Origin of the sequence: Microbacterium paraoxydans (genome assembly GCF_019056515.1) — a bacterium.
Classification (GTDB): Bacteria; Actinomycetota; Actinomycetes; order Actinomycetales; family Microbacteriaceae; genus Microbacterium.
Genome location: NZ_CP064873.1, coordinates 3,256,946 through 3,282,116 on the forward strand (window position 1 = coordinate 3,256,946; position 25,171 = coordinate 3,282,116).

The 25,171-nt window shown below is 70.8% G+C and carries 26 protein-coding genes; 5 read left to right on the forward strand and 21 right to left on the reverse strand.

The genetic code is table 11. The features are described from left to right. Window positions 1-22 precede the first annotated feature (22 nt). The gene (locus IZR02_RS15935) at window positions 23-931 is read left to right on the forward strand and encodes a sugar-binding transcriptional regulator (RefSeq protein WP_025102719.1); all 909 of its coding nucleotides are present in this window, start codon (window positions 23-25) and stop codon (window positions 929-931) included. Continuing rightward, window positions 928-1,536, forward strand: coding sequence for a hypothetical protein (locus IZR02_RS15940; protein ID WP_025102720.1), 609 nt, complete (start codon window positions 928-930; stop codon window positions 1,534-1,536). Before IZR02_RS15935 ends, IZR02_RS15940 begins: the two co-directional genes overlap by 4 nt. A 6-nt stretch (window positions 1,537-1,542) precedes the next feature. Here the strand turns inward: IZR02_RS15940 and IZR02_RS15945 are convergent, their stop codons facing one another. The 3 genes from IZR02_RS15945 to IZR02_RS15955 all read right to left on the reverse strand — a co-directional run bounded on the left by IZR02_RS15945 (window position 1,543) and on the right by IZR02_RS15955 (window position 5,249). Further along, on the reverse strand, window positions 1,543-2,853 hold the full coding sequence (locus IZR02_RS15945; RefSeq protein ID WP_025102721.1) for a xylulokinase: 1,311 nt from the start codon (window positions 2,851-2,853) through the stop codon (window positions 1,543-1,545). Window positions 2,854-2,925: 72 nt separating this feature from the next. Next, window positions 2,926-3,942: a magnesium/cobalt transporter CorA gene (gene corA / locus IZR02_RS15950; protein WP_025102722.1), complete on the reverse strand. Its 1,017-nt coding sequence runs from the start codon at window positions 3,940-3,942 to the stop codon at window positions 2,926-2,928. Between the two features lie 26 nt (window positions 3,943-3,968). After that, window positions 3,969-5,249: a serine hydrolase domain-containing protein gene (locus IZR02_RS15955; protein WP_025102723.1), complete on the reverse strand. Its 1,281-nt coding sequence runs from the start codon at window positions 5,247-5,249 to the stop codon at window positions 3,969-3,971. A gap of 85 nt (window positions 5,250-5,334) precedes the next feature. Between IZR02_RS15955 and IZR02_RS15960 the strand changes: the two genes are divergently transcribed. Further along, window positions 5,335-5,649, forward strand: a complete 315-nt coding sequence (locus tag IZR02_RS15960; RefSeq protein ID WP_025102724.1) for a DUF2470 domain-containing protein — start codon at window positions 5,335-5,337, stop codon at window positions 5,647-5,649. A gap of 56 nt (window positions 5,650-5,705) precedes the next feature. Next, a complete protein-coding gene (locus IZR02_RS15965) occupies window positions 5,706-6,353 on the forward strand; it encodes a heme oxygenase (biliverdin-producing) (RefSeq protein ID WP_025102725.1) in 648 nt (215 codons plus the stop codon). Window positions 6,354-6,367: 14 nt separating this feature from the next. On the opposite strand, the gene IZR02_RS15970 is transcribed toward IZR02_RS15965, so the two are convergent. Beyond that, window positions 6,368-7,756, reverse strand: a complete 1,389-nt coding sequence (locus IZR02_RS15970) for an ATP-dependent DNA helicase (protein ID WP_025102726.1) — start codon at window positions 7,754-7,756, stop codon at window positions 6,368-6,370. Window positions 7,757-7,873: 117 nt separating this feature from the next. Here IZR02_RS15970 and IZR02_RS15975 point away from each other — a divergent pair, with 117 nt between their 5' ends. Beyond that, complete coding sequence (locus tag IZR02_RS15975; RefSeq protein WP_025102727.1) at window positions 7,874-8,944, forward strand: hypothetical protein; 1,071 nt, start codon at window positions 7,874-7,876, stop codon at window positions 8,942-8,944. Window positions 8,945-8,954: 10 nt separating this feature from the next. Here the strand turns inward: IZR02_RS15975 and IZR02_RS15980 are convergent, their stop codons facing one another. The 17 genes from IZR02_RS15980 to IZR02_RS16060 all read right to left on the reverse strand — a co-directional run bounded on the left by IZR02_RS15980 (window position 8,955) and on the right by IZR02_RS16060 (window position 25,169). Beyond that, entirely contained in the window at window positions 8,955-10,967 is a 2,013-nt protein-coding gene (locus IZR02_RS15980; RefSeq protein ID WP_025102728.1) for a cytochrome c oxidase assembly protein, read from the reverse strand. Window positions 10,968-11,049: 82 nt separating this feature from the next. Next, entirely contained in the window at window positions 11,050-11,337 is a 288-nt protein-coding gene (locus IZR02_RS15985) for an HU family DNA-binding protein (protein WP_017203554.1), read from the reverse strand. Window positions 11,338-11,660: 323 nt separating this feature from the next. Then, on the reverse strand, window positions 11,661-11,966 hold the full coding sequence (rpsN, locus tag IZR02_RS15990) for a 30S ribosomal protein S14 (protein WP_017829734.1): 306 nt from the start codon (window positions 11,964-11,966) through the stop codon (window positions 11,661-11,663). 3 nt (window positions 11,967-11,969) lie between these two features. Next, window positions 11,970-12,140 (reverse strand): 50S ribosomal protein L33, encoded by a 171-nt coding sequence (rpmG, locus tag IZR02_RS15995; RefSeq protein ID WP_017203558.1) that lies wholly within the window; start codon window positions 12,138-12,140, stop codon window positions 11,970-11,972. Further along, entirely contained in the window at window positions 12,140-12,376 is a 237-nt protein-coding gene (gene rpmB, locus IZR02_RS16000; protein ID WP_025102729.1) for a 50S ribosomal protein L28, read from the reverse strand. The genes rpmG and rpmB overlap by 1 nt, the downstream gene beginning before the upstream one ends. Before the next feature lie 191 nt (window positions 12,377-12,567). Continuing rightward, window positions 12,568-13,290, reverse strand: coding sequence for a DNA-3-methyladenine glycosylase (locus IZR02_RS16005; RefSeq protein WP_025102730.1), 723 nt, complete (start codon window positions 13,288-13,290; stop codon window positions 12,568-12,570). 1 nt (window position 13,291) lies between these two features. Further along, window positions 13,292-15,148 carry a hypothetical protein gene (locus tag IZR02_RS16010; protein WP_025102731.1) on the reverse strand — a complete coding sequence of 619 codons (1,857 nt, stop codon included), beginning with the start codon at window positions 15,146-15,148 and terminating at the stop codon, window positions 13,292-13,294. Continuing rightward, a complete protein-coding gene (locus IZR02_RS16015) occupies window positions 15,138-15,950 on the reverse strand; it encodes a TIGR03943 family putative permease subunit (RefSeq protein ID WP_025102732.1) in 813 nt (270 codons plus the stop codon). The genes IZR02_RS16010 and IZR02_RS16015 overlap by 11 nt, the downstream gene beginning before the upstream one ends. Then, window positions 15,943-16,983 carry a permease gene (locus tag IZR02_RS16020; protein ID WP_025102733.1) on the reverse strand — a complete coding sequence of 347 codons (1,041 nt, stop codon included), beginning with the start codon at window positions 16,981-16,983 and terminating at the stop codon, window positions 15,943-15,945. Before IZR02_RS16020 ends, IZR02_RS16015 begins: the two co-directional genes overlap by 8 nt. After that, entirely contained in the window at window positions 16,980-17,396 is a 417-nt protein-coding gene (locus tag IZR02_RS16025; protein WP_025102734.1) for a Fur family transcriptional regulator, read from the reverse strand. Before IZR02_RS16025 ends, IZR02_RS16020 begins: the two co-directional genes overlap by 4 nt. A 118-nt stretch (window positions 17,397-17,514) precedes the next feature. After that, a complete protein-coding gene (locus IZR02_RS16030) occupies window positions 17,515-18,387 on the reverse strand; it encodes a metal ABC transporter permease (protein ID WP_025102735.1) in 873 nt (290 codons plus the stop codon). Beyond that, on the reverse strand, window positions 18,384-19,235 hold the full coding sequence (locus IZR02_RS16035) for a metal ABC transporter ATP-binding protein (protein ID WP_025102736.1): 852 nt from the start codon (window positions 19,233-19,235) through the stop codon (window positions 18,384-18,386). The genes IZR02_RS16030 and IZR02_RS16035 overlap by 4 nt, the downstream gene beginning before the upstream one ends. Then, window positions 19,232-20,230 carry a metal ABC transporter substrate-binding protein gene (locus IZR02_RS16040; protein ID WP_025102737.1) on the reverse strand — a complete coding sequence of 333 codons (999 nt, stop codon included), beginning with the start codon at window positions 20,228-20,230 and terminating at the stop codon, window positions 19,232-19,234. Before IZR02_RS16040 ends, IZR02_RS16035 begins: the two co-directional genes overlap by 4 nt. Before the next feature lie 63 nt (window positions 20,231-20,293). Further along, window positions 20,294-21,985 carry a glycoside hydrolase family 13 protein gene (locus tag IZR02_RS16045; protein WP_025102738.1) on the reverse strand — a complete coding sequence of 564 codons (1,692 nt, stop codon included), beginning with the start codon at window positions 21,983-21,985 and terminating at the stop codon, window positions 20,294-20,296. Between the two features lie 39 nt (window positions 21,986-22,024). Further along, window positions 22,025-22,903, reverse strand: a complete 879-nt coding sequence (locus tag IZR02_RS16050) for a carbohydrate ABC transporter permease (protein WP_025102739.1) — start codon at window positions 22,901-22,903, stop codon at window positions 22,025-22,027. Beyond that, window positions 22,903-23,847 (reverse strand): carbohydrate ABC transporter permease, encoded by a 945-nt coding sequence (locus IZR02_RS16055; protein ID WP_025102740.1) that lies wholly within the window; start codon window positions 23,845-23,847, stop codon window positions 22,903-22,905. Before IZR02_RS16055 ends, IZR02_RS16050 begins: the two co-directional genes overlap by 1 nt. Next, window positions 23,844-25,169: an ABC transporter substrate-binding protein gene (locus IZR02_RS16060; RefSeq protein WP_025102741.1), complete on the reverse strand. Its 1,326-nt coding sequence runs from the start codon at window positions 25,167-25,169 to the stop codon at window positions 23,844-23,846. The genes IZR02_RS16055 and IZR02_RS16060 overlap by 4 nt, the downstream gene beginning before the upstream one ends. Between the last annotated feature and the right edge of the window lie 2 nt (window positions 25,170-25,171).

Genomic DNA, 25,171 nt, shown 5'->3' on the forward strand with positions numbered 1-25,171 from the left:
CCTGGAACACGAGCGCGCACTGATGGCCGCGGTGGCCAGGGCGCATTATCTCGAGGACCGATCCCGGGTCGAGATCTCCGATGCCCTCGGTATCTCCCGGTTCAAGGTGGCCCGGCTGCTCGCTCGCGCCAAGGAGGAGGGCGTGGTCACGATCGAGATCCACGACTGGGGTCTGCCGGACGTCGAGCTCAGTCAGCGCCTGCAGGACAAGCTCGGCCTCGAGAACTGCCTCGTCGTCCGTTCCCATGGCGACGACGACGACGTCCGCCGCCAGATCGGCGCTGCCGCGGCCCGCGCCCTCAGCGACACCCTCCATGAGGACGAGGTGCTGGGCGTCACCTGGGGGCGCACGCTCACGGCCACCGCGAGCCAGTTCGCCCATCTGCCACGCCTGTCGATCGTGCAGCTCACCGGTGTGGTCGCCGGCGATCTCGCCTCCTCCCCCATCGAGGTCGTCCGGCAGACCTCGCGGCGCGCGGGCGGCGCGGTCTACCCCATCTTCTCCCCGCTCATCGTCGGGGATCGCGAGACCGCGGCGAGCCTGCGCAATCACCCCGACATCCGCTCCGCGATGGACCTGTTCCCCTCCGTCACGACAGCCCTGCTCTCGGTCGGCGCCTGGGACCCGCCCGTGTCGCAGGTGCGGGACGTGCTCCCCATCGACGATCTGGCGAATGCCCTGAAGAAGGGATGCATGGCCGACATCGCAGGGATCCTCATCGGCAGCGATGGCACCCCGGTCGACGAGGAGTTCCAGGACCGCTGCGTGAACATCTCCTACGCCGAGCTGCAGAGGGTGCCCCGCGTCGTCGCGGTGGCGGGCGGCGCCGCCAAAGCCGACGCGATCCGCACGGTCTCCCGGGTAGGCCTCATCACCGAGCTGTTCACCGATCACGCGCTCGCCCAGGCCGTGCTCGCGGAGGAGGCGTGATCCAGGTCGCGGGGTCGCTGTGGTCGGTGCCGGCGACCGAACGACGGGCGACCGCCGAGCGGCTGCGGGCGGCCGGACTGCGCCGCCTGCACTGGGACACGACCGACGGACGGTTCGCCGCGGCAGGCGGCTTTCGCCCCGAGGAGGCGGCGAGCCTCGCCGCCGAGACCGGTCTGACGGCGGAGGCACACGTCATGGCGCGGCGTTCGGCGGTGGAGGTCGACCCGTGGACCGATTTCTGCGACCTCGTGATCGTGCACGTCGAGAGCGACGACTGGGAGGCCGCCGTCGATCGCATCGCGCGGCGCGGCGGCACGCCCGGCCTGGCAGTGTCACCGCAGACGCCGGCGACGAGCGTGCCGGCGGACATGGCGGTGCTCTGCATGTCGATCGTGCCGGGTCAGGCCGGCAGTGCCTTCGACCGCGCCGTCCTCGCCAAGGTCACCGCCCTGCGGGAATCCTCGCCGTCGCGTCGCATCGGCGTCGACGGCGGCGTGCGCCGGGCTGACGCCGCAGCCCTCGCCGCGGCGGGGGCGGACTGGGTCGTCGTCGGCACCGATCTCGTCGGCGACCGGACCGCGGCCTGGGCCGACGTCCTCGCCTGATCGCGGTCAGGCGGCCGGAGGCAGATCCCGCCCCAGCGTCCGCGCCGCCTGACGGGCCATGCCCCACGCCACGTACTCGCCGGGCGGCGGCGCGTCGATCGGGATGTCGAGGATCAGCGGCGCGATCGCCCGCACCGCCGCCGACCGCGCACCGCCGCCGATGAGTATCCCGCGTTCCGCCGGCACCCGGAGGTCCCGGATGGCGTCGAGGCCGTAGCGCAGACCGCCGAGCACCCCTTCGAACGCCGCGCGGGCGAGGTTCTCCCGCGTCGTCGACCCGAGTGTCATGCCGAAGAGCGTCCCGGTCGCATCCGGGAGGTTCGGCGTGCGCTCTCCCTCGAAGTACGGTTCGAGCATCAGTCCGCCCGCGCCGGGCTCCGCGGCGAGGGCGAGTCGTCCGAGCCCATCGTGGTCGACGCCGAGAAGGGCCGCGACCACGTCGAGCACCCGGGCGGCGTTCACCGTGGCGACGAGGGGCAGATGGCCGCCGGCCGCATCCGCGAAGCCCGCCACGGTTCCGGTGGGATCGACCGTGCGGTGCGCACTCGTGGCGAAGACGGTGCCGCTCGTGCCGAGCGAGAGCACCACGTCGCCGACGCCCGCGCCCAGACCGAGCGCGGCGCCGGCGTTGTCCCCGGACCCGGGACCGACCGGGCGCCCCCGGGCGTCGTCGACGGCCGCGTCGTGCGCGAGCACCCGCGGCAGGATCGCATCCTGTCCGAGCGCCGCGCAGAACAGTTCGCGGTCGTACCCGGCATCGGTCCAGTACCCGGTGCCGGACGCCTCCGAGCGATCGGTGACGAGCTCTTCCAGCACGGCGCCGCGCTCGCTCTCCGGTCCGAAGCCGCGCAGCCGCCACGTGAGCCAGTCGTGCGGGAGCGCCACCGAGGCCACCCGGCGCGCGTTCGCGGGCTCGTGCTCCCGCAGCCAGCGCACCTTGGTGAGCGTGAAGGAGGGCACGGGCACGAGTCCCGTACGCGCGGCGAGAACCGCGGCACCGTGCTCGGCGATGAGCGCGGCGGCGGCGGCGGCCGAGCGCAGGTCATTCCACAGCAGAGCAGGCCGGACGACCCGGCCCTGTGCGTCCAGCGCGACCATTCCGTGCTGCTGACCGCTGATCGCCCAGGCCTCCACGTCGTCGAAGCCGCCTGCGACTGCGATCGCCGCCTGCAGAGCACGCCACCACTCCTCGGGATCGACCTCGGTCCCCGGCGGGTGGGGAGCGCGACCCTCCCGGATCACCCGGCCGGAGACCGCATCGACGATGACGACCTTGCAGGACTGCGTCGAGGAGTCGATTCCCGCCACGAGTTCCATGGTGCGATCATCCCATGCCCGACCTCATCGCCCGTCGCGACGGCCGCGACCCGGATCCCGCTGCGGACCGGCTTACAGCCAGCCCTTGCGTTTGAAGGCCGCGTAGAGCCCGACCCCCATCGCGACCATGAGCAGCACCGCCATGGGGTACCCGAACACCCAGTGCAGCTCGGGCATGTGGTCGAAGTTCATGCCGTAGACCGTGCCGACGAGCGTCGGGGCGAAGAGGATCGCGGCCCAGCCGGAGATCTTCTTCACCTCGTCGTTCTGGCGGATGCTCAGCTCCGTCATCCGGCGCATCTCGTCGTTCTGGCGCCGCGCGACGATGGTCGACTCGACCGTGAGGGCGTTGTCGAGCACGGAGCGGAAGGTGGCCGCCTTGTCGCTCACGCGCAGGGTGTGGTCGAGCACGTCGCGCAGGTACCGTTGGAGCTCCTCGCTCACGCGGTACTTCTCGGAGCCGCGCAGCAGCGCCTCCAGCATGCCGGCCAGCGGCTGGGTCGCCCGCTGGAAGTCGATCACCTCGCGGCCGAGGTCGTAGATCCGCTGGGTCGCGTCGGCGTCCTCCTCGAAGAGCTGACCCTCGATCTCGTCGATGTCGTTCTCGAGACCGGCCAGGACCGGGGAGTACTCGTCGACCACCTCGTCGAGGATCGCGTAGAGCACCGCCTCGGGACCGTGGGCGAGCAGCGCCGGGTCGGCCTCGAGCCGCCGCCGCACGCGGCCGAGGTCGGGCGACTCCGCATGACGGATCGTCACGACGAAGTCCGGCCCGACCAGCACGTGCACCTCGCCGAACTCGACCTCCTCGCGCTCGTCGAGGTAGCGCGCGGGCCGCAGCACCATGAACAGCACGTCGCCGTACCGCTCCAGCTTGGCGCGCTGATGGCCGGACAGGGCGTCCTCGACCACGAGCTCGTGGATGCCGAACTCGTCGGCGACGGCCCGGACCTCCTCCGCGCTCGGGCGGTAGAGGCCGATCCACCCCATCCCCCGCCGTTCACGGATCCGCTCGAACGTCTCGTTCAAGCTGCGCGGGTTCTCGGCGCGCACTCCGTCCACGTAGATCGCGTTGTCGACGATCGCCATCCGGACCTCGCTCGCTCGGGCCGGGATCACTCCGCCGGCGGAATGCAGGGAAGAGCCGCCTCCGCCGTCGCCGCGTGGTACTGCTCCGCGGTGAAGGGGAGACCGAACTCGGGTGCCGTCTCCCCGGACGCGGCCGGCGCCTTGGAGGCGATCGCCGCGAGCTCCCACGAGAGCTGCTGAGCGAACACCGCTCCGGCGGTGGAGTCGTTCAGCACGACCGCGACCGTGAACCCCGTGGTCGGATCGGAGTAGGCCGCGGTCGCGTACCCGGGCGTCCACCCGTGCTGACCGATCATCGACCCGGCGATGTACGCTCCCCCGGTCGCCTGGTACCAGGTCGGCGCGTCCTCGGCCACGGGCAGCGGAGTGGCGAACCGGTCGGGATCGTCCTTCGTGCGCAGGGCCTGCGTGGCCTCGGCCTGGATGTAGCGACCGAGATCGGTGATGGTCGACACGGCCCCGGAGTCGGTGAAGCCGGTGCTCGACGACAGCGTGGTGATGTCGACGGGGGCGGCGCAGTCGTACCCGCCCTCGCCCTTGTTCATGTAGTGCCCCTCGAGCACGGGGCCGTCCGAGGGCGGCGCGGCGGCCGCGGGCGGAAGCGACGTCTCGGCCAGCTCGAGCGGCTCGGTGACGTACTCCGCGATGAGCTCACGCGCGCTCATCCCGGACGCGCGCTCGAGGGCGAGCCCGAGCAGGAGGTACCCGGCGTCGGAGTCGCGGAACGTCGTGTGCGGAGCCACGCGGGTGCGACCGAGGCCGTACCCGGCGAGCTCGAGCGGCGCCCACACACGGTCGGGGGTGTTCTTCCACGCCGCCTTGACCGTCTTCTCCGAGGAGCCGGCTCCACTGGTCCCGTTGCAGAGGTCGAGCAGGGTGATGTCGTCCATGTCGGCGACGCCGGAGACGTACTCCGGCACCTTCGCGTCCAGCTCGACCGTGCCCTCGTCGGCGAGCGCGTAGAGCACGTCGCAGGTCATCAGGCGGGTCACGTCGGCGATGCGGAACGACATGTCGGTGGAGAGCTCGCCGCCGTCCGCCTTGCTCTGCGTGCCCGTGGCGGCGACCCAGGTCCCGCTCCACGGCACCCAGACGCCGACGATCGCGCCGCTTGCACCGGAGGCCGCGATCGCGTTGTCGACGGCGCCCTGGAGCGCGGCGACGGTCTCGTCGGGCAGGGTCGCGTCGACCTGCTCGGGCGGCGTATAGCTGAAGGTCTCCTCAGAGGAGCATCCGGTGAGGACGAGACCGAGGACGGCCGCCGTGGCCGCTGCGGCGCGCCACCGGCGCGACGAGAGAAGCTGCATGTGTGGGAACCCCCGAAGACGTGTCTCCTGAGTCTAGAGCGCGGATGCTGAAAGTCGGCCCCGCGAGCCGTCGTAGGGTGTCCCTGTGCCCCATGACTTCGCTGCCGACGTGATCGCCGCCGTCCTCCGCCACATGAACGACGACCACACCGACGACAACCTGCTCATCGCCCGCGCCTTCTCCGCACCGCCCGTGGACGACGTCGACGGCGCCGTGATGACGGGCTTCGACGGGGAGGCCGGACGGTGGGAGGTCTCGCGTGGCGGCGCGACGTCGGAGCTCCGGGTGCCGTGGCCGGGCGGTCCCATCACCGAGCGCCGGGAGGTCCGCCGGGAGATCGTGGCGCTGTACGACGACGCCTGCGCCCGCCTCGGCGTGGAGCCCCGACCTCACGACTGACCGCCGGCGGCGCCCCGGGCTTCCCTCCGAGGTTAGGCTGCCCTTACACTGAAGCCATGCCCGAGATCCTCTCCTTCTCCGCCGCCCTCCGGGAGCGCTCCTCCGGTTCGCATTCCCGCAGCGAGACGGCGGGCTTCATGTCCGATCTCCTCAAGGGCGAGGGGTCGCGCGAGGACTACATCGCGCTCGTCGCGCAGCACTACTTCATCTACGACGCGCTCGAGGGCGCCGGCGAGCGGATGCGCCAGGACCCGGTGGCGTCGGTGTTCCTGAGCGACAAGCTCACGCGCCTCCCCGCGCTCGAGGCCGACCTCGCCTTCCTCCTCGGACCAGAGTGGCGCGAGCGGATCGCCCCGCTGCCCACCACGCAGCGCTACGTCGAGCGCATCCGTCAGGTCGGCGCGACGTGGGCGGGCGGTTTCGTCGCCCACCACTACACCCGCTACCTCGGCGACCTCTCCGGCGGCATCTTCATCGGCCGGGTGATGGCGCGGCGCTTCGGCTTCGAGACGAACGGCATCGGCTTCTACCTCTTCGACGACATCGCCGACCCCTCCGCCTTCAAGGACGTGTATCGCGAGCAGCTCGACGCCGCTCCGTGGGACGAGGCCGAGCGCGAGCGCGTCATCGACGAGGTGCTCCTCGCGTACCGCTTCAACACCGAGCTGTTCGAAGACCTCGACCGCGCCCGCGCCGCCGCCTGACCCGGCGGTCGCCGTCAGGTCCGCGGCAGCTCGGGCGTCGAGGCGGCGAGCCACGCATCGCGCATGAACCGCCGCACGTCCTCGTCCACGCGGATGTCGCTCGGCCGCAGGGGTCGGGAGAGGTAGAGGCCGTCCAGCGACGTGAGACGGCTGAGGGCGACGTAGGTCTGCCCCGGCGCGAACGCCCCGGAGCCCAGGTCGATCACGGCCCGGTCGTAGGTCTTGCCCTGCGACTTGTGGATCGTCACGGCCCAGGCCAGGCGCAACGGGAACTGGGTGAACTCGGCCACGACGTCCCGGGAGAGCTTCTTCGTGTTCGGGTCGTAGGCGTACCGGAACCGCTCCCAGACGGCCGGCTCGACGTCGACCTCCTCGCCGTCGATCTCCACGCGCACGGTCCCGCCGAGGATGCGGGTCACCGTCCCGATGGTGCCGTTGACCCAGCGCGGCGGCTCTCCGGTCATCGCGGTGTCGTTGCGCAGGAACATCACCTGCGCCCCCACCTTGAGCTTGAGCTCGGACTCGGCGGGGAGGGAGGCCTCTCCGCGTCCGAAGTCGCCGCTGACCTCCGCCCGTGCGGTCTGCTCCTTGCCGGGGAGCGCGGCCAGATGCCGGCTGTTGATGCTGTTCACGATGTCGTTGCGGGTGGCGAGGGTGATCATCGGCACCTCGCCCGGCTCGGGGTCCGGAGGGGTGCGCGCGCCCTGGGCGTTGAGGATCCCGGCGATCTCCGCCGTCACCCGGCCGTAGCGGACCGCGTTGAGCATGGACTTGAAGCCGTCGTCCGACTGGCGGTGGATCTGCACGAGCTCCCGCACGTGCAGCTCCGCCCGGGTGTCCACCTCGAACAGCGCCCCCTGGGTCCCTGAGCCTGTCGAAGGGCCCGCCCACACCTTCGCGTCGAAGAACCAGAACGACCGGTAGTGATCCTTCACGTACCGGGCCTCGTCCCCGCGCGGGGGGACGGGGGCGAGCTGGTACGGGTCGCCGAACATGACGATCTGCACGCCGCCGAAGGGCTCGCCCCGTCGGCCCCTGGCCTGCCGGAGGGAGCGGTCGATGGCGTCCATGAGGTCGGCGTTGACCATGGAGATCTCGTCGATGACGAGGGTCTCGATCGCGTTGAGGATGCGGCGGGTCGCATCGTTCTGGTCGACGTCCCCGTCCCCGATCAGCCCGATCGGCAGCCGGAAGAGAGAGTGGATCGTCTGCCCCTCGACGTTCAGGGCCGCGACGCCGGTGGGGGCGCAGATCGCGATCTGCTTCTTCGTGTTCCAGGCGAAATGCTGCAGCAGCGTGGACTTGCCGGTGCCCGCGCGTCCCGTGATGAAGACGTGCTCCCTGGTGTCCTCGATGAGCCGGAACAACTCCTGCTGCTCCTCGGACAGGGCGGGAAGGGACACGGTTCTCACAGGGCTGGCGGGGCGGACACGGGACGCTCCCCCATGGTACGTGCCCCGTCCGGTGGGGGCTCGCCGACGCTCGGCGTCCCCTCAGGACGCCCTCCTAGACTGACCGGCATGGAGCGGGCCGGGACGCGCGCGCCCCGGCGGTCGCGCCTGGGCGCCGATCTGGCGATCCTCGGGCTCATCGGCGTCCTCCTGCTGGCCGCGATCGGTGCCGGGGGTGCGACCCTCTACCGGCAGTTCTACGGTCCGTCGGCCTTCGTGGTCCGCTATCTCGATCTGCTCGCCGAGGGGCGCGCGGCCGACGCCCTCCGGGTCCCCGGCGTCGCGATCGATCGGGAGACCCTCGACGAGGCCGGGATCGACCCCGCCGCATCCGAGGCGATGCTGCGCCGCTCCGCCCTCGGCCCGCTCACCGACATCGAGGTCGAGTCGGAGGAGACCTCCGGCGACGACACCGCTGTCACGGTCAGCTACCGGGCGGGTGGCCATTCCGGGACGACCACCTTCCACGTCACGCAGGACGGCTGGGCGGGGGTCACCCCGAACTGGCGCTTCACGACGAGCCCCCTGGCGGTGGTCGAGCTCACCGTGCGCGGCTCCGACAGCTTCGCCGTGAACGGCTTCGAGGTCGACCGTCGCCAGGTCTCCGCCGCCGGCGCCGCCGCCGCTCCGCTCGAGCCGCTGCCCCTGCTGGTCTTCACCCCCGGCGTCTACTCCGTCACCGTGGACACCGCGATCTCGGAGTCGTCCGGCCACGGCGTCCTCGCCGACAAGCCGCTCGCCGTGACCCCGTTGGACGTGCAGTCGGAGCCGACGGAGGAGTTCGTCGAGGTCGTCCAGGAGCGCGTCGAGGAGTTCCTCACCGGCTGCACCACGCAGGAGGTGCTCCAGCCCACGGCCTGCCCGTTCGGGCTCCGCGTCGAGAACCGGATCGCGTCGCCCCCGAAGTGGTCGATCGCCCAGCAGCCCGAGATCATGGTCGCGCCCTCCGACGACGGCCACTGGCAGATCCCGCCCACGACCGCCGTGGCGCACGTCGAGGTCGAGATCCAGTCGCTGTTCGACGGCTCCGTCGAGCCGGTCTCCGAAGACGTGCCGTTCCGCGTGAACGGATCGATCGCGATCCTCCCCGACGGCTCCGCCTCGATCCGCGTCGGATCGCCGGACGACCTCGGGCAGTGAAGCCGTCGCGTCAGCGGCGCTGACGCTCCGCGGCGCGCTGGTCGCGGGCCGCGAGATCGGCCAGCCGGGCGTTGTACTCCTCCAGCTCGGCGTCGCCCGTGCGGTCGGCGTGCCGATCGCGACGGCGCTGGAGCTTGGTGTCGCTCCGGCTCCACTGGATCGCGACCGTGATGGCCAGGATGAGCGTGGGGATCTCCCCGATCGACCACGCGATGCCGCCGCCCACGTACTGGTCGGTCATCGGGTCGGCACCCCAGTCGCGGCCCATCGCGCCGAACCAGTCCGCGACCATCAGCCCTTCCTGCATCATGATCGCCATGCCGAAGAACGCGTGCATCGCCATCACCGCGATGAGCGTGATGAGCCGGCCGGGGTACGGCAGGCGGTACGGCACGGGGTCGGCGCCGATCAGGCTCATCACGAACAGGTAGCCCGAGATCAGGAAGTGGATGACCATCCACTCGTGCCCGAGGTGCTCGTACATCGACCAGCGCACGAGGTCGGTGAAGTAGAACGCCCAGAGCGACAGGATGAAGATCGCCGCCGCCACGATGGGGTGCGTGACGACCCGCGCGAACGGCGAGTGCACGGCCCACATGATCCACTCCCTGCCGCCGCGCGTGCCGTCGTCGCGCTTGTGGATGGCGCGCAGGGCGAGGGTGATCGGCGCCCCGGAGACCAGCAGCAGCGGGATCGCCATCGAGAGCATCATGTGCCCGAGCATGTGCACGCTGAAGAGGTACTCCTGGTAGGCGTTGATGGGGCCACCCGTGACCCACACCAGCAGCAGCAGGCCGAGCACCCAGAAGACGGTGCGGTGGATCGGCCAGCGGTCGCCGCGGAGCCGGAGCCGGCGCACGCCCGCGAGATAGAGGAAGAGTCCGAAACCCGCCGCGACGAGCCACAGCACGTCGATGTCCCACGCCGTGAACCAGCGCTCCAGGGTGAGCTCGGGCGGCAGCAGCGATCCGGTGAGGATCTGCGCCGGGGTCTGCGCGAACGCCGCGACCTCGCCGGTGGGCGGGGGCGTGCGCGCGAGCGCGGCCGCGGCGCCGGAGGCGAGTCCCATCAGCGCCACCTCACCGAGGACGAGCGCCCAGAACCACCGGGACGCGCGGTCCCCGCTCAGCTTCGGGATCAGACGCGTGCGGTACCAGGCGCCGAGCAGCCCCATCCCGACGAGCAGAGCGGCCTTGACGACGACGATGAGTCCGTAGGGGGTGGTCCACACGGCCTCCCAGCTCCCGACGGCGACGATGGAGCGGGTGAAGCCGGAGACGGCGACGACCGCGAAGGCCGCGATCGCGAGGGAGGAGTACCGGCCGACGAGCGTGCGCAGATCGAGGCCCTGCTGCCCGCGGAGGAGCACGAGGAGGAGCAGTCCGCCCAGCCACACCGCCGCGCCGATCGTGTGCAGGAGGATGGAGTTGACGGCCATGTTGTGTCCGTCGAGGTCGCCGGCGTGTCCCTGCGTGGCGAGCGGCAGGAACGACACCGCGGCCAGCAGGGCGGTGAGCAGCGTGGGCGTCCAGGTGCGCCAGGCGAACGCGAGCACCGTGATGACCGCACCGAGGATGGTCGTGATCAACCACGACTGCCCCAGCGGGAGCTCCAGCAGGAAGCGCCCGAGCTGCGAGCCGAACTCGCGCTCGATGCTGAGCTGCGGGTTGAAGGCCGCCATGAAGGAGAAGAAGCCGGCGAGACCCGCGGAGACGGTGAAGACGGCGGCGCCGACCGAGGCGATGTTGAGGGCCGTGTCGAACGTGCGCTCTCCCGCTCGCAGTCCGAACAGGGCCAGCACGAGCGATCCGAGCATGAGCGCACCGGCGAGGTTCATGACGAGCTTCGCGAGCGGTGTGCCCCACAGCACCACGGGTCCGGGGTCCTGCAGCAGCGGCGGGTTCGCCCCTCCCCCGACGAGCAGCGCCCAGACGAGGGCGACGCCGGCGGCGGCGAGGAGGATGACGAGGCCGGCGAGACGGTACGCCGACGTCGAGCGCGGCGTCTCGGTGCGGGAACTCACCCCTCCAGCCTAGGCGCGCGCAGCAGGGAGGATGCACGAAGGCCGCCCCCGGAGCGGGGGCGGCCTTCGAAAGGGTGCGGTCTTACTTGACGGCAGCCTTGAGCTTGGAACCGGCGGTCACCTTGACGCGCTTGCCGGCCGGGATCTTGATCTCGGCGCCGGTCTGCGGGTTGCGGCCCGTGCGGGCGGCCGTGTCGACCTGCTCGAACGAGATCCAGCCCGGGATGGAGACCTTGCTGCCCTTGGCGACAGCGTCGGAGACCGTGGCGAACAGCGAGTCGAGGACACCGGAGACGGTGGCCTGGCTCTGGCCGGTGGCGGAAGCGATGCTCGCGACGAGCTCGGTCTTGGTGATGGACTTGTCAGCCATGTCATCCTCCAGCGACGAAGGACCGTCGCATCGTGTGTGGGTGCGAGGAGCGGGTGCTCCCCGTTGGTCGTGTGACCGCCTCGAATGTACCAACGGCCACCCGGATTTCCGCGTCATTTCGCGGGTTTCGACCGATTTCCCGGCGTGTCGCGTCACATTGGCCACTCGCGTCACAGGTTTTCGGTCGCCCTCTGGCCGGTTCAGGCCCCCGCGCGACAACAGGCGCTCCCCCGCGTACGCGCCTGATCCCGCGCGATCGCCTGCGCCGCCGGGCATGCAAAAAGGGCGAGGATCCGAGATCCTCGCCCTTTCTTCGCTGGTGCTTACCAGCTCGACTTGGTCACGCCGGGCAGCTCGCCACGGTGAGCCATGTCACGGAAGCGGACACGCGAGATGCCGAACTTCGTGAGGACACCACGGGGGCGGCCGTCGATGACGTCGCGCGAACGCACGCGAGCCGGCGACGCGTTGCGCGGCAGCTTCTGCAGGCCGACGCGGGCGGCCTCGCGGGCCTCGTCGGTGGCGTTCGGGTCGACCAGGGTCTTCTTCAGCTCGGCACGACGCTCGGCGTAGCGCTCGACGATGACCTTGCGCTGCTCGTTGCGCGCGATCTTGCTCTTCTTAGCCATGGATCAACGCTCCTCTCGGAATTCGACGTGCTGACGGATGACCGGGTCGTACTTCTTGAGCACGAGGCGGTCGGGGGTGTTGCGGCGGTTCTTCTTGGTCACGTACGTGTAACCCGTACCTGCCGTCGAACGCAGCTTGATGATCGGACGGACGTCCTGAGCCTTCTTGGCCATTAGAGCTTCACACCCTTCGCCTGGAGGTCCTTGACGACGTTCTCGATGCCGCGCGCGTCGATCACCTTGATGCCCTTGGCGGACACGTTGAGCGTGATCTTACGACCGAGCGAGGGCACGAAATAGGTCTTCTTCTGCACGTTCGGGTCGAAGCGACGCTTCGTCCGGCGGTGCGAGTGCGAGACGTTGTGACCGAAGCCGGGAACAGCTCCGGTCACCTGGCACACTGCTGCCATGATGATGACTCCTTCATTACCGTGAGACCGGACGGCCTCACCCAAGATCCCTTGTCTGCACGCCGCCCCGCATGCCGATCTCTCGGCGGAAGAAGGGGGAGCACACGAACTGCGCACAGGAGCGTGCGCAGACGAAGAGTCAGTCTAGCACGGCCTCGGTCGGCCGTTCGAATCGCCTGAATGGCCCCATCTCAGGCCGAAAAGCCGCCATTCGCGCGATTCGAAGCGTCGGCGGCACCCCGCCCCCAGCGGAACGGGGAGACCGTGGGGTCGCCGGGGATCCAGAAGCGCCAGGGGAACGCGTCCGTCCCGGCGACACCCGCCACGCCCACCCGCGGACCCTGAGCCACGTCGACCACGGGAGGGCCGAGCCACAGCTCCGCCCTGGCGCCGTTCTGCTCGTCGCCGGTGATGGCGTCGATGCCGTCGTGCAGGGAGTGCCGCAGCCCCGCGGCCTGTCCGAGCCGCCCTGGTCCGCGCGCGAGGTCCCGGAGGGCGGTGCGGCCGAGCGGCGGGACCGCTCGTCGTCGTCGGGCCGCCGCCTGCACGCCGGACACGATCTCCCCGGCACGCAGCAGGACGCCGTCACCCTGCCCCTCGGGACCACAGGCCACGTTGACGCAGGAGTGGATGCCGTGACTCAGGTACACGTACAGATGCCCGGGCTCGCCCCACATCGTGGCGTTCCGAGCCGTGCGCCCCATGCGGGCGTGCGACCCGGGGTCGGCGACCGCCCCCGTGCCCTGCCCGTGATACGCCTCGACCTCGGTGATGCGCACGCGCACCTCGACCGGGAGGCCGTCCTCGATGACGACGGTCCGCAACTCCGCGCCGAGCAGCGTCGGCGCGACGTCCACGGCGGAACGCATCACGTCCTCACGGGTGGCGCGGCGCAGGGCCTCCGGCTCCGTCACGTCAGAACCGCGGCGCCGTCTGGCACCAGGACGCGTCGAAGCCGGTCAGCGCCACGAGCTCATCCCCGGACTTCATGTCGATCAGGTGCGTCTCGAGCTCTTCGGGGAGGGGCAGCAGCATCCCGTCATAGGCGTTGTCGGCCATGTCGGGGGCGATCACGACGGCGGCGTACTGGCCGCTCGGCGACGCGCAGGCCTGGAGGATCGAATCGGCGGCACTCACCTCCACGAGCGGGGTGGCCGCACCGGAGTCGTCGACGCGGATCACGGCCTGGCCCACCGGGAGACCGCCCTCGTCCCGGGCGACGACGTGTCGCAGGGTCCCCCCGGGGAACGGGGTGATGGAGGTGGCGCTGCCGTAGTCCGGCTCGGAGGGGGCCAGCGGCTCCTCGGAGCCGTCCGTGAGGTCGAGCTCGACGACCGACCCGTCCAACCGCTCGACGATGGCGGTGTACGTGCCGCGGGAGATGCCCTGGATGGTCGTCGCGAGCCCGAGGGACTGCACGCCGGTGTCGGCGGACTGATCGACGAGCGAGAGCGCCCCGTCGAAGTCGATGAACAGCACGGCGGCGCTGTCGGGCACGAACTGCCACACGAAGACGCTCACCTCCTCGTCGCCGACCTCGATGATGCGGGGCTCGTCGTCGCCGCTCAGCGACTGGGTGACGAGCACGCTCGCGCGCCCCTCGGTGTCGCTGAGCTCGCGATCGGAGTAGCTGTAGCCGACGAGGTTGCCGCGCTCGGACACCTGGATCGCGCCCACGTACCCCTCGCCGGGCAGCGGGAGTTCGCGCTGATCGGAGCCGTCCCTGTCCATCACGAGCAGCCGCGACTGGTCGTCGTCCTCGACGGCGGCCACAAGCTGCGTGGACGTGGCCCGGAAGTCGTCGATGCGCGGGTGGGAGAACACCGGCTGCGCGTTCTCCCCGCTCAGATCGGTGCGGAAGATGATGTCGTCGCCGTCGGGGTCGCGGCGCAGCAGGAAGATCGACGACGGCGGGGTCTCGAAGGACGTCGTGAGGTCCGCGGCGGGGCCGCCCCCGGCGCCGGTCACCCCGGCGACGGTGACCGTGTAGGTCGTGTCGTCGTCGAGGGGCACGGTGAAACGCACGCCCACCCCGCGGCCGGCGGCATCGACCGTGAAAGGCACGGAGGGCTCGACGGTGACCTGCTCGGGGTCGATGGCGGAGAGGGGCTGGTTCGCGGTGAGGATGACGCGGCTTCCGGACGATTCGATGGCCTGCGCGGCGTCGACCTGCACGTCGGTGACCCGCGGGCCCTGGAGGAGGCTCACGATTCCGAGCCCCGTGCCGACGAGTACGAGCACTCCGACGACGGCGCCGATCGTGACGAGGAACCGGCGGCGGGACCACGGGGCGCTCCGCGGCGCCTCGTCGTCGGCGGGGAGGTCGGTCGTGGGCGTCCAGCCCGGCTCCCCCGCGTCGTCCGGGGCACCGTCTGCTCGGGAGGTGGACGCCGGGCCCGCGGGGGTGAACACCGGTTCGGGTGCCTGCGGGATCGCGGGGATGCCAGCGGCCGACTCCTCTGCCGCCTGCTCGGCGGCTTCGCGCTCCGCGGCACGCTCGGCCGCAGCATGCTCGGCCGCAGCACGCTCCGCGGCTTCACACTCGGCGGCTTCCCGGTCGACGGCTGCCTGCTCGGCCGCGACCTCCGCCGCCATGCGCTCCACGGCCGCACGCTCCTCCGCGACCTGCTCCGCCTCGGCCTGCTCGACGGCGGCGCGCTCGGCCGCCGTCTGCTCCTCCGCGGCGCGCTCCTCCGCTTCCCGGGCGGCGCGCAGCTCGGCGCGGGTCCGCGGGACGGCGGGCGGCTCCGGCCGCTCGTCGTCAGTACTCATACGGGTCCTTCGGCTCGTCGATCGCCACCACATCGGTCGGCTCGATGTGCAGGGAACCGTCGTCGTCGGCGCGGACCTTCCCCGTGATCTCGACCCATTGTCCGGTCTTGTAAGCGTCGGCGTCGACACTCACCGGCAAGGCGGCGGTCTGGGCGTCGATGACGCAGTGCGTGATGACGAGGCGCGTGAGGTTGACGCCGTCTCCCTCACCGGGCGTGACGAAGCCCTGCAGCGTGACGTCGGCCCCGTCGTAGGCCGCGGTGTTCGTCGCGGCGGCGAAGACGCTCGCCCAGTCGCCCACACCGAAGGTCGAGGTGTCCGCGACCCCGAGGGCGACGGTGTCGGCCCCGGCGAACAGCGCGGTCTCCTCGCCGGCGCGGGACATCGCGAGCTCCACCGAGAGCGAGGCGGGCGGGAGGACGAGCGCGGAGACGACGACCCCGGTCGCGACCACGCCGCCGGCCAGCGCACCGACACCGGCGAGACGCCGGCGCGACAGCCCGGACGGGCGGTCGGCTTCGTCGTCCGCGGACGCCGCCGGCTCGGCGGAGCGCGAGGCCGCGGGACCGTGGTCGTGTCCGTGGTCCTCCTCGGCCCCCAGCGGCAGCGCGCACGACCAGATCGCCCCGGCGAGCGTCACGACGGCGGCCGCGCACGCGAACCACACCGACTCCGGGCTGATGTAGAGGCTGAGACGGTCGGTCACCGCGAGGCCGAGGGTGACGACCGCGACGACGGATGCCAGGCCGATCCCCAGCCACCGGGTGGCGAGGGCGCGGGAGCGGGCGGAGAGCTCAGGCAAGGACGTTCACCCCGATCCCGATCGCGAAGGCCGATGCCAGCACGACAGCGGTGATGCCCACGAGCGTGCGGGTGGTGAAGGTCGTGCGCATCAGCGCGAGCATCTTGATGTCGACGAGCGGGCCGACCAGGAGGAACGCCACGAGCGCACCCGAGGAGAAGGTCGACGCGAACGACAGCGCGAAGAAGGCGTCGACGTTGGAGCAGATCGCCACGACGATCGCGAGCAGCATCATCGCGACGATCGACAGCACGGGGTTGGCGCCGATCGTGAGCAGGACGTCGCGCGGGATGAGCACCTGGACGGCCCCGGCGAGCGCGGAGCCGATCACGAGCGCCGGCATCACGGCCCGCAGCTCCACGAGGAACTGCGTGAGGCTGCGGCGCACGGGGGTTCCCGGTTCGTGCGTGACGCGCTCGCACGTATCGACGAAGCGCTGGGTGAGCAGCGACTCCGGCGAGGGGTGGCGGCTGTAGATCCAGCCGATCAGGTTCGCGATGAGGTAGCCGCCGACGAGGCGGGCGACGAGGATGCCGCCGTCCCACCCGAAGGCGGCGTGCGTCGTGAGGATCACGATCGGATTGACGATCGGCGCCGCGATGAGGAAGGTCAGCGCCTCCGCGGGGGCGAGGCCGCGCATCATGAGCCCGCGGGCGAACGGGACGTTGCCGCACTCGCAGACCGGGATGAGCATGCCGAGCAGGGAGAGCACCGCGCGACGGGCCCAGGCGCGGCGCGGGAGCCAGCGGTGGATGACGTCTGCCGGGAGCCAGACCTGCACGACGATCGACAGGAGCACGCCGAGCACGACGAACGGCAGCGCCTCGATGAGCACACTGAGGGCGAGCGTCAGGCCGTCCTGCGCTCGGGTGGGCAGCGAGGCGGGGAAGAGGGTGGGGAGGAAGGCGTCGACGAGGAACAGGGCAGCGATGATCACGACGCCGATGCCGACGGCGATCCACGTCGAGCGCGGCGAGGGCGCTCGACGGTGCGTGTGGCCCGGACGGGTGGCCGTTCGTGCCGGGGCGGTCACGCTGTCGCAGCCCTCTCCGCGTCGCGCTTGTTGGCGCAGGGGGTGCAGAGCCCGAAGATGTCGACGACGTGGGCGGCCTCGGTGAAGCCGTGCAGGGCGGCGGTGCGGTGCGCCCACTGCTCCACGTCCTTCGCCTCGATCTCGACCGTGAGGCCGCAGGATCGGCAGATGAGGTGGTGGTGGTGGCCCTGGGTGGTGCACGCCCGGTAGAGCGCCTCTCCCTCGGGGCTCTGCAGCGAGTCGGCGTCGCCGGCGGCCGCGAGCCCGGCGAGAGCGCGGTAGACGGTGGCCAGGCCGATCCCGGTGTTGTCGTCGCGGAGCGTCGCGTGGAGGCTCTGCGCGCTCACGAAACCGCGCGCGTCGGCGAGCGCTTCGCGCACACGTTCGCGCTGCCAGGTGTTCCGCTGAGCCATGCCATCGATTCTAGGCCGGGACAGTTGGCGAGGGCTGGGAGCGGCCTTCCCCGCTTCGAATCGCCCGATTGGCGGCATCTCCGGCCGAAATGGAGCCAGGTGCGCGATGTGAACGGGGTCAGACGCGGGTGACCCGGGACCGGACGCGCTGCACGATCCAGCACACGACGTAGATCATGAAGGACAGGGTCGTGATGTAGGGGCTCACCGGGAGGGTTCCGGCGAGCGCGAGGAGGATCCCGCCGACGGCCGACACGAACCCGAACACAGCCGCCAGCACCGGCACCGCGACAGGGCCCGCCGTGATCCGCATGGCGGCGGCCGCCGGTGTCACCAGCAGCGCCATCACCAGCAGCGCGCCGATGATGTGCACGCTCACCGCGACGATGAGCCCCAGCAGCACCATGAACAGCAGACTCACGGTGCGGGTGGGCACCCCGCGGGCGGCCGCCGACTCCGGGTCGAGCGAGTCGAAGCGCAGCGGATTCCACATCACGAGCAGGCCGAGCAGCACCACGAGGCTGATGCCGATGAGCCAACCGAGGTCGGGGCTCGAGACCGACACGATCTGCCCCGTCAGGAGGCTGAACCGGTTGGCGCTCCGGCCGTCGTACAGCGACAGGAACAGGATGCCGAGACCGAGCCCGAACGGCATGAGCACGCCCACGATCGAGTTGCGGTCCCTGGCCTTGGCGCCGAGGACCCCGATGAGGATCGCCGCCACGAGGGCTCCGCCGAGGGAGCCGAGCACGACGCTGCCGCCGAACAGCAGCGCCGCCGCCGCTCCCGCGAAGGAGAGCTCGCTCACCCCGTGCACCGCGAAGGCGAGATCGCGCTGCATGACGAAGACCCCGATGAGGCCGCCGACGAGGCCGAGCACGGCACCCGCGATGATCGAGTTCGAGAGCAGGGCGACGAGCTCGCCGTAGTCCTGGAAGGAGAAGATGTCGTCCCAGCCGACCATCGGGACGAGGGCGGACGCGGCGGTCATGCGGCGCCCCCGTGCTCGTGGTCGTGGTCGTGGTGCGGCTCCGCATCGGGGACGCCGACCACGACGAGGCGGTCGCCGGCCCGGAGCACGAACACCGGGGTGCCGTAGAGATCCGTCAGCACGCGGGTCTGCAGCACCTCCTCCGGGGTCCCGAGGAGGAACCGGCCCCCGGCGATGTAGAGGATGCGGTCGACGCGGTTCAGGATCGGGTTGACGTCGTGCGTGACGAAGAGCACGGCGGCCCCGCGCTCCCGACGCTGGCGGTCGATGATGTCGGTGACGGCGACCTGGTTGGCGAGGTCGAGGTTCGACAGCGGCTCGTCGCAGAGCAGCAGCGCGGGCTCGTCGGCCAGCGCCTGTCCGACCCGGAGGCGCTGCTGCTCCCCGCCGGAGAGCAGGCCCACGCGGCGGTCCGCGTAGGAGGTCGCCCCGACTGCGGCCAGCAGCGCGTCGACCTTCGCCCGGTCGCCGCGGTGCGGGACCGGGAAGCCGAAGCGGCTGCCCTGCACGCCGAGGGCGACGAGGTCACGGGCCCGCATGCTCGTGTCGGGCGCGAGCGCACGCTGCTGCGGGATGTACCCGATGCGGGCGTTGCCGCGGTGCACGGGCTCGCCGGCCACGCGGATGCTGCCGCGGGACAGGGGCTGGAGTCCCAGGATGCTGCGCAGGAGCGTCGTCTTCCCGGAGCCCGACGGACCGAGAACCGCGATGAACTCGCCGGGCTGCACCGCGAGGTCGAGCCCCGACCAGAGCTCGCGGTCGCCCCGCTGCAGGGCGCCGTCGGCGATCTCGAGGACCGGACCGGTCTCCCTCGCGGGTCGCTGAGCCTGTGAACGGGCTCCGCTCACGACTGGACGGCGGCGGCGAGGCTCTGGATCGCGTCACTCATCCACTCAGAGTACGACGATCCGTCCTCGAGCAGCTCCGTGAACGCGACCACGGGCACCCCGGCGTCCTCCGCGGCCTTCTCCACGCGCTCCGTCTCCGCGCCGCCGGTCTGGGCGTTGGTGAGCACGGCGGTCACATCGCCGGACCCGACGACCTGCAGCGCCTCGAGCAGCACGGCGGGCGCGACATCGCTGCCCTCCTCCACCGACTCCGCGAAGCCCTCGGGGGTGACGTCGGTGAGCCCGGCGGCCGTGGCCAGGTATCCGGGCAACGGCTCGGTCATGAACACCGTCGCACCGGCGGCGTCCGCCTTGATCGCCTCGAGGTCGCCCTCGAAGCCCTCCAGCTCCGCGACGAGCTCGTCCGCGTTCGTGCGGAACGTGTCGGCGCCGTCGGGGTCGATCTCGGTGAGCTCGTCGGCGATCGCCTCGACGACGTGGATCATCGTGTGCGGGTCGAACCACACGTGCTCGTTGAAGCCCTCGATGTGGTCGTGGCCGGCGTGCTCGTCTTCGCCCTCGGCGTGCTCGTGATCGTGCGCCTCCTCGGTCGCGGCCTCGTCGTCGGCGTGATCGTCGTGGCCCTCGTTGCCCGGGTAGTCGTGCGAGAACTCCACCGCGGTGACGACGTGCGGGTCCTGCGCATCCTGCAGGAGGCTGTCGACGAACGCGTCGTAGCCGCCGCCGTTCTCCACCACGAGGTCGGCCTTCTGCAGCGTGAGGCGGTCGCGAGCGCTCGCCTCATAGGAGTGCGGGTCCTGGGTGACCGAGTCGATGATCGAGGTGACGTCGACCCGGTCTCCACCGACCTGCGCGGCGATGTCGCCGTAGACGTTGGTGCTGGCGACGACCGTCACCGCGCCGTCGTCTTCCGCGGCGCCGGAGGTCGACGAGCATCCGGCCAGGGAGAGGGCGGCGACCGAGGCGAGCGTGAGGGCGAGGGCGGGCTTCTTCATGGGTCCCACTCTAAACGCTAATGAGAACCATTATCAAACCGGCCCTCGCCCGGCGGTGCCGCCTCAGCGCGCGAGCGCACCCGGGGCGACCCACACCGTGGCCTCGCCCGGCAGCTCAGACCCGTCCAACGCGACGGTCGACAGCACGGCGTCGTCGGCCGCAGCGCCCAGCTCGAACGGCACGGTGCCGAAGTTCGTCACGACCTCCCACCCGTTCGGGCGGCGGAATCGCAGCACGTCCTCCCGACCCGTGTCGACCCACTCGAGCGTCTCCCCGGTCTGCAGCAGTCGTCGCAGCCGCAGCGCCTCGCGGTACAGGTTGAGGGTCGAACCGGGGTCGGCGTCCTCCACCTCCACCGCATGCTCCGCGAACCAGGCGGGCTGCGGCAGGTGCGCGCCGGCGGCCCCGAAGCCGTACGAGCTGCCGGACGCCGTCCACGGCAGAGGCACGCGGCAGCCGTCGCGGCCCAGGCCGTCGAAGTCCGCGCCGCGGAAGAACCCGGGGTCCTGACGCTGGTCGGGCGCGATCTCCGCGACCTCGTGCAGACCCAGCTCCTCCCCCTGATAGAGGTAGGCGCTGCCGGGCAGGCCGAGCAGCAGCAGCGTCGCGGCGTGCGCCCGGCGCAGGCCGCCCTCACGGTCGAGGCCCTCCTCCGGGCCGCCGGCGCGCACCCACTCGGTGCCCTGCTTGACCGCGCGGCCGCGCAGCGGCGGCAGGCCGTAGCGGGTGGCGTGCCGCGTCACGTCGTGGTTCGAGAGCACCCAGGTGGTCGACGAGCCCGCAGCCTGCGCCTGGGCGAGGTTGTCGGCGATGATGCGCTGGAAATCGGCGGCGTCGAAGTCGGCGACGAGCAGGTCGAAGTTGAACGCCTGCCCGAGCCCCTCCGCGGAGGCGTACTTCGCGCGGCGCTCCGGGGTCTCCACCCACGCCTCGGCGACCGCGGTGCGCGGCGGGTCGTACTCGTTGAAGACCGCGCGCCACTGGGCGTAGATCTCGTGCACGTCGTCGCGGTCGATCATCGGATGCGTGCCGGAGGTGCGGTCCATCGCGTCGAGCTCGGCGCGGGACGGCAGCGGCTCGGTGAGGTCCTTCGTCAGCATGTGGGCCACATCGATGCGGAAGCCGTCCACGCCGCGGTCCGACCAGAACCGGAGCGTCGTGAGGAAGTCCTCGCGCACCTCCAGGTGGTCCCAGTTCAGGTCGGGCTGCTCGACCGCGAAGTTGTGCAGGTACCACTGGCCGTCCGCGACGCGCTCCCAGGCGCTGCCGCCGAAGACCGAGACCCAGTCGGTGGGCGGCTCCGCGCCGTCGGGGCCGGTGCCCTCACGGAAGATGTAGCGCTCCCTGGCGGCCGAGCCGCGGCCGGCGGCGAGTGCCTCCTGGAACCAGGCGTGCTGGTCGGAGGTGTGGTTGGGGACGATGTCGACGACGACGCGGATGCCCCGCGCGTGCAGCGCCTCCACCATGGCGTCGAAGTCGTCGAGGGTGCCGAGACGGGGGTCGACGTTCCGGTAGTCCGCCACGTCGTAGCCGCCGTCGGCGAGTTCCGACGGGTAGAACGGGCTCAGCCACACCGCGTCGATGCCGAGCTCGGCGAGGTAGTCGGCGCGCGACACGATGCCGGGGATGTCGCCGAGGCCGTCGCCGTCGGCGTCCGCGAAGCTCCGCGGATAGATCTGGTACACGGCGGCCTGGCGCCACCAGGTCGCGGTCTTGTCGTCTTCGCGGGTCGCGGTGAGCAGCGAATCGGTCATGAGGAAGAGGCTCTCCTTGGTCTTCATGCGGGGGTCGGGTCAGCCCTTGACGGCACCCTGCGTGACGCCCTCCATCACCCAGCGCTGAGTGAAGAGATAGGCGACGATCGCGGGAGCCATGGCCATCAGGTACGAGGCGAAGGCGACGTTGTAGTTGTTGCTGAACTGGTTCTGGAAGAGGTTCTGCCGCACCGGGAGCGTCTGCAGCGCCGGGTCGGAGATGATCAAGGACGGCATCATGAAGTCGTTCCAGGCGTAGAGGAAGGCGAAGATGCCGACCGTGGCGCTCATCGGCGCGAGCAGCGGGAAGATGAGCCGCCAGAACGTCTGCCAGGTCGTGGCGCCGTCGATCCGCGCGCTCTCCTCCAGTTCGATCGGGATCGAGCGCAGGAACGCCGTGAACAGCAGCACGCTGAAGCTGAGCTGGAACATCGTGGCGAGGATGATCACGCCGAACGGGTTGTCGAGGCCGACGCGTCCGGTGAGCTGGATCTGCGGAAGGGCCACGACGGGGAACGGGATGAACATCGCCGCGAGCAGGTAGAAGAACGAGTAGCGGAACAGCCGGCGGTCCCAATTGCGCACGATCGCGTACGACGCGAAGGCCGCGAGCACGATCGTCGCGATGACCGTGCCGGCAGTGACGAGCAGCGAGATCGCGGCGCCCACCGGGAACTTCGTGAGCGTCCACGCCTGCACGAAGCCGTCGAGGCTGAACGGCGCCGGCAGCGAGAACGCATTGCCGTCGACCGCCTGGCCGGTGGTCTTGAACGCCATCGAGATCGTCACGTACAGCGGGATGAGGATGGTCGCCGTGCACAGGATCAGGATGATGGTGCCCGACCAGTTGACGCGCTCCATCTTCTGCCGCTTCCGGCGTCCGTCCGCGGGGATGGTGGTGAGGGTCTCCGTCGACATCAGAACGTGTTCCTTCCGCGGGTCAGCGAGAGCTGGAGGACGGAGATGAGCACGGCCACGATGAAGAAGATCGTGGCGTTGGCCATCTGGTAGGCGTAGTCGCCGCCGTTGAAGCCCGCGATGATCGTCATCGCGACGCTGCGGGTGGCGGTGCCCGGGCCGCCGTTGGTGAGGCCGACGATGATGTCGTAGGCGTTGAGGAAGCCCTTGAAGCCGAGGATCACGTTGATGACGACGTACCCGGCGACGAGGGGGATCGTGATGCGGGTCAGCTGCTGCGTGCGGCTGGCGCCGTCGATGCTCGCCGCCTCGTACACCTCGCCCGGCACCGACAGGAGTCCGGCGATGTAGATGAGGAGGGTACCGGGGACCGCCTGCCAGGCGGTGACGATCACGATCGCGACCCAGGCGAGATCGGGGTTGGCGAGCAGGCTCGTCTCCAGCCACGGGATGCCGGTGGCCGCGCCCGCCGCGGGGATCGAGTTCGAGAACAGGAAGTTGAAGACGTAGGCGATGATGATGCCCGAGATCACCATCGGGATCACGAAGATCGTCCGCAGCCCCGTCTTGAACCGGATGCGGGAGGTGAGGCCGACCGCCAGCAGGAACGCGATGACGTTGACGACGATCACGGTCGCGATCGAGAACCCGAAGGTGAAGAGGTAGCTCTGCAGGATCGCCGGGTCGCTGAACAGCGCGATGTAGTTCGTCAGCCCGTTGAAGCTCCACTCGCCGATGCCGATGGAGTCGGTGAAGCTGAAGAAGATGCCGATGACACCGGGGACGGTGATCGCGAGCGTGAAGATCACGAGGGTCGGCAGGAGGAACAGGTAGTAGATCGGCTCGACGCGGCGCGTGTGGCGGCGGATCTTCCGCGGCCCGCCGGTGAGGATCGCGGTGGTGCTCGTCCCGGCGTCGACGCCGGTGGTCGTGGTCGTGCTCATGGCGCGGACTCCTCTGTCTCGCCCGATGCGGAATCCTCGGAGCTCGGGATGGGGGCGCGGAAGGCGATGCGGGCCCAGTCGGCGTCCATGGTCCGGAGGATGGACGACGGGGCGGCGCCGAGGACCATGGCCTGCGCGTAGTTGAAGATCGGCAGGGTCTTCGGGACGAGCACCGAGGGGCCCTGGTAGATCCGGCCCTCGTCGTAGTACGCGATCATGCCCTCGATGCGCGGGTCGTCCGGCGGCGCCGCGTCGGTCGTCGGGGTGAACCCCAGCTGCGAGGCGTTGTACTCCTCGATGTTCTCGGGAAGGTAGAGGTACTCCAGGAAGTCGCGTGCGGCCTCCTGGTGCCGGGACTCCTCGGGGATCATGACCGCGAGGTCCATGTTCACGCGGACCGCGAGGTCGTCCGGGTCGTCGGTCATGGGCAGCGGGAAGGTGCCGAGGTCGAGGTCGGGGTCGGTCTTGGCGATCTCGCTGAACGCCCACGGCCCCTGCAGGTACATCGCGGCCTCGCCCTTCGCGAAGGCGAGGTTCCCGTCTCCGTACGCCCGGCTCGCGGCGTCCTCGTTCGTGTATTCGTTCGCGAGCACCATCATCCTGTCCATCGGCTCCGCGAAGTCCTTCTCGAAGGAGACCTCCGAGTCCGGCCCGACATCGGTGCCCTCGGCGGCGAGCGCGTCGAAGAACGCCAGCACGTCGAGCGAGCCGCCGACGGCGTAGTCGTACCACCCCTGTCCGACCGTCCAGTCGTCCTTGAAGGTGGCGTAGAACGGATCGATCCCGGCCTCACGGAGGCTGTCGCTGACGGCGAGGAGCTCGTCCCAGGTCTGCGGCACCTCCAGGCCCTGCTCCGCGAAGATCTGCTTGTTGTAGATGACCGAGGCGGCCATGACCGAGTAGGGCAGGGCGCTGGTGCGGCCCGCGCAGGAGCCGTACTGGTCCATGAGCGGCTGCAGGTCCTCGCGGATCCCGGCGGCGGCCTCGGTGTCGGAGAGATCGGTGAGCGCGCAGCGCTGCACGAACCGGGCGACCTCGTAGTTGTAGTTGGCGAGCATGATGTCGGGCGGATTGCCCCGGACGAAGCTCGCGGAGACGACGTCGACGCCGGACGTGTCGATCTCCACCCGCACGTCGTCCTGCGACGCGTTGTACTCCGCGACGAGCTCCGTCATGAACGGGATGGCCTCGCGCTTGCTGAACGTGAAGCGGATGGTCTCCGCTCCCCCGCCGACGGCGCAGCTCGTGAGCGCCGTGCCGGTCAGCACGAGACCGAGCGCTCCGGCGGCCCAGCGCACCGCCCGTGATCGTGTGGCAGACACCG

Coding starts and splice junctions, on each gene's coding strand:
- IZR02_RS15935 (WP_025102719.1), top strand. CDS start 23: ATGGCCGCGGTGGCCAGGGCGCATTATCTCGAGGACCGATCCCGGGTC.
- IZR02_RS15945 (WP_025102721.1), bottom strand. CDS start 2,853: ATGGAACTCGTGGCGGGAATCGACTCCTCGACGCAGTCCTGCAAGGTC.
- corA (WP_025102722.1), bottom strand. CDS start 3,942: ATGGCGATCGTCGACAACGCGATCTACGTGGACGGAGTGCGCGCCGAG.
- IZR02_RS15955 (WP_025102723.1), bottom strand. CDS start 5,249: ATGCAGCTTCTCTCGTCGCGCCGGTGGCGCGCCGCAGCGGCCACGGCG.
- IZR02_RS15965 (WP_025102725.1), top strand. CDS start 5,706: ATGCCCGAGATCCTCTCCTTCTCCGCCGCCCTCCGGGAGCGCTCCTCC.
- IZR02_RS15975 (WP_025102727.1), top strand. CDS start 7,874: ATGGAGCGGGCCGGGACGCGCGCGCCCCGGCGGTCGCGCCTGGGCGCC.
- IZR02_RS15985 (WP_017203554.1), bottom strand. CDS start 11,337: ATGGCTGACAAGTCCATCACCAAGACCGAGCTCGTCGCGAGCATCGCT.
- rpsN (WP_017829734.1), bottom strand. CDS start 11,966: ATGGCTAAGAAGAGCAAGATCGCGCGCAACGAGCAGCGCAAGGTCATC.
- rpmG (WP_017203558.1), bottom strand. CDS start 12,140: ATGGCCAAGAAGGCTCAGGACGTCCGTCCGATCATCAAGCTGCGTTCG.
- rpmB (WP_025102729.1), bottom strand. CDS start 12,376: ATGGCAGCAGTGTGCCAGGTGACCGGAGCTGTTCCCGGCTTCGGTCAC.
- IZR02_RS16010 (WP_025102731.1), bottom strand. CDS start 15,148: ATGAGTACTGACGACGAGCGGCCGGAGCCGCCCGCCGTCCCGCGGACC.
- IZR02_RS16025 (WP_025102734.1), bottom strand. CDS start 17,396: ATGGCTCAGCGGAACACCTGGCAGCGCGAACGTGTGCGCGAAGCGCTC.
- IZR02_RS16030 (WP_025102735.1), bottom strand. CDS start 18,387: ATGACCGCCGCGTCCGCCCTCGTCCCGATGGTCGGCTGGGACGACATC.
- IZR02_RS16040 (WP_025102737.1), bottom strand. CDS start 20,230: ATGAAGAAGCCCGCCCTCGCCCTCACGCTCGCCTCGGTCGCCGCCCTC.
- IZR02_RS16045 (WP_025102738.1), bottom strand. CDS start 21,985: ATGACCGATTCGCTGCTCACCGCGACCCGCGAAGACGACAAGACCGCG.
- IZR02_RS16050 (WP_025102739.1), bottom strand. CDS start 22,903: ATGTCGACGGAGACCCTCACCACCATCCCCGCGGACGGACGCCGGAAG.
- IZR02_RS16055 (WP_025102740.1), bottom strand. CDS start 23,847: ATGAGCACGACCACGACCACCGGCGTCGACGCCGGGACGAGCACCACC.